General features: G+C 69.6%; 2 protein-coding genes and 1 pseudogene. 1 reads left to right on the forward strand and 2 read right to left on the reverse strand.

The window, feature by feature from the left end:
* Positions 1-146: 146 nt before the first annotated feature.
* Both kdgD and VFM98_RS11265 read right to left on the reverse strand, forming a co-directional pair.
* The gene (gene kdgD, locus VFM98_RS11260) at positions 147-1,058 is read right to left on the reverse strand and encodes a 5-dehydro-4-deoxyglucarate dehydratase (RefSeq protein ID WP_325110012.1); all 912 of its coding nucleotides are present in this window, start codon (positions 1,056-1,058) and stop codon (positions 147-149) included.
* 61 nt (positions 1,059-1,119) lie between these two features.
* Positions 1,120-1,839 carry a FadR/GntR family transcriptional regulator gene (locus tag VFM98_RS11265; RefSeq protein ID WP_325110013.1) on the reverse strand — a complete coding sequence of 240 codons (720 nt, stop codon included), beginning with the start codon at positions 1,837-1,839 and terminating at the stop codon, positions 1,120-1,122.
* Positions 1,840-2,135: 296 nt separating this feature from the next.
* On the opposite strand from VFM98_RS11265, the pseudogene VFM98_RS11270 reads away from it, so the two are divergent.
* A pseudogene (locus VFM98_RS11270) lies at positions 2,136-2,317 on the forward strand (hypothetical protein); the annotation flags it as partial.

The raw sequence follows: 2,317 nt of genomic DNA on the forward strand, positions 1-2,317 counted from the left end.
GGAGCCGCCGGGCGGGAAGGGCAGGACCATCGTCACGGTCTTGTCGGGGTAGGCGGCGAACGCGCTCACGGTCGCGGCCATGGCGAGGGCCAGGCCCATCAGGGTCTTCTTGATCATCAAGTCTCTCTCCTTGGTAAAAACGCTTGTTACTGCGGACCCAGCTTGCGGATCAGCGCGGCAAGTTCTTCCACTTCCTGCGGCTTCAGGTCCGACAGCGGCGGGCGCACCGGGCCCGCGCTCTTGCCGACGATGGCGGCGCCGGCCTTGACGATGGACACGGCGTAGCCTTCGCCCTTGTTGCGGATGGCCAGGTAGGGCAGGAAGAATTCGTCGATCAGGCGGCCGGTGGTGGCGGTGTCGCCGGCCCAGTACGCGTTGTAGAACTCCATCGCGGTGCGCGGGATGAAGTTGAAGATCGCGGAGGAATAGGTGGGCACGCCCAGGGCCTTGTAGGCGTGGGCATAGACTTCGTGGGTCGGCATGCCGCCGATCATGGCGAAGCGGTCGCCCAGCTTCTGGCGGATGGAGACCATGCGCTCGACCTCGCCGGTGCCGTCCTTGAAGCCGATCAGGTTGGGGCAGCGCTCGGCCAGCTTCAGCAGCGAGTCGGCGCTCAGCTTGGTGGCGCCGCGGTTGTAGACGATCACGCCGATCTTCACGCTCCTGCAGACCGCTTCGACGTGGCGGACCAGGCCGTCCTGCGTGGCTTCGGTCAGGTAGTGCGGCAGCAGCAGCACGCCCTGGGCGCCGTTGCGCTCGGCTTCCTGCGCGTACTTGATGGCCAGGGTGGTGCCGCCGCCGGCGCCGCCGACGATCGGCACGCGGCCCTTGCAGGTTTCGGCCGCGGTCTTGATGACGCCCGCGTACTCCTGCGGCTCGAGCGAGAAGAACTCGCCCGTGCCGCCGGCGGCGAACAGCACCGAGGCGCCATAGGGCATCAGCCACTCCAGGCGCGCTGCGTAGCCCTTGGGGTCGAAGCGCAGTTCGGAGTCGAAGTCGGTGAGCGGGAAGGACAGCAGGCCGCTGGAGAGGGCCTTCTTCAGTTCGGTGGGCGTCATGGCGGTTCAAATCTGGAGGTAAGACATCATACAACCTCCCCGCGGGGCCGCAAGCTGATCGCTAGGCCCCTTCGGCCAAGCGCCTCCTGCGCTCCCGGCTGTTCGCCAGGTGCGTGCGCATGGCCGCGCGGGCCGCTTCCGGCTCGCCGCGCGAGATGGCGTCGACGATGCTCTCGTGCTCGGTGTTCACCCGCCGCAGGTAGGCCTCGCGCTCGGGCGTGAGCGGCCCCGGCGGCTCCAGCCGCGCGCGCGGGATCATCATCCCGCCCAGGGTGGCCATCAGGTCGACGAAGTGGTGGTTCTGGGTCGCGCGGGCGATCTCCAGGTGGAACTGGAAATCCGGTCCGACCGCGTCGCGCCCTTCCTCGACCGCGCGCGCGAAAGCCTGCAGCGCGCCGCGCAGCGCCTCCAGGTTGGCCGGCGTGCGCCGCATCGCGGCCAGCGCCGCGCTCTCGGTCTCCACGGCGATGCGCAACTCCAGCACGGCGATCACGTCCTGCAGCGTCTCCAGGCGCTCGGGCGAGATGCGGAAGGGAGCCGCGTCGCCCAGGCCCACGGCGAAGGTGCCCACGCCGTGGCGCGTCTCGACCAGGCCGGCGGCCTGCAGGCGCGAGATCGCCTCGCGCACCACGGTGCGGCTGACGCCGAACTCCTCCATGATCGCCGCCTCGGTGGGCAGCTTCTCGCCGGGCGCGAGCGAGCCTTCGCGGATGCGGCCGGCCAGCGCGTCGACCAGGTCGAGCGCGAGGCTGCGGCTGCGGCGGCGGACGACTTCAACCATGGGGTCGGTCTCCTCGGTCCGGTTCGTTGCGCATGTTCAGGTTGTACGATAACCGATGACGAAACACAAGCATGGGGGCGCGCGGCTCGGACATCCGCCCGGGGTACGACCGTACGGGGCCACCCGCACGCCCTGGTGCGGGCCCGGTGCAACAATGCCATCGGCGAGTGTGCGATGAGTGTTACCAGCGGCTGCGGCCGCTGGTTCTTTTTGGAACACCGCCCGTAAGGGCATACCCAAGACTCGTCAGGTGCATCTCAGCTTGGGCGCTGCCGGGTGGCAAACTTTACACACCCATGACCAGAATGCCGAACATCCCCCGCACCATCCCCCTGCTGCTGGCGAGCAGCATCCTGCTGGCCGCCTGCGCCAGCACCCGCATGGACGAAGCGCCCGTGAGCACGGTGACGCCCGCGACCGGCCCGGCGGCCCCCGGCACGCCCGCCGCCTCGCCGGCGACGGCCGTCGCGCCGGTGGC

Origin of the sequence: Ramlibacter sp., from assembly GCF_035706265.1 — a bacterium.
Classification (GTDB): domain Bacteria; phylum Pseudomonadota; class Gammaproteobacteria; order Burkholderiales; family Burkholderiaceae_C; genus Ramlibacter.

Bases quoted from the DNA above. Each gene is read 5' to 3' on its own strand.
- kdgD (WP_325110012.1), bottom strand. From the start codon at position 1,058: ATGACGCCCACCGAACTGAAGAAGGCCCTCTCCAGCGGCCTGCTGTCC.
- VFM98_RS11265 (WP_325110013.1), bottom strand. From the start codon at position 1,839: ATGGTTGAAGTCGTCCGCCGCCGCAGCCGCAGCCTCGCGCTCGACCTG.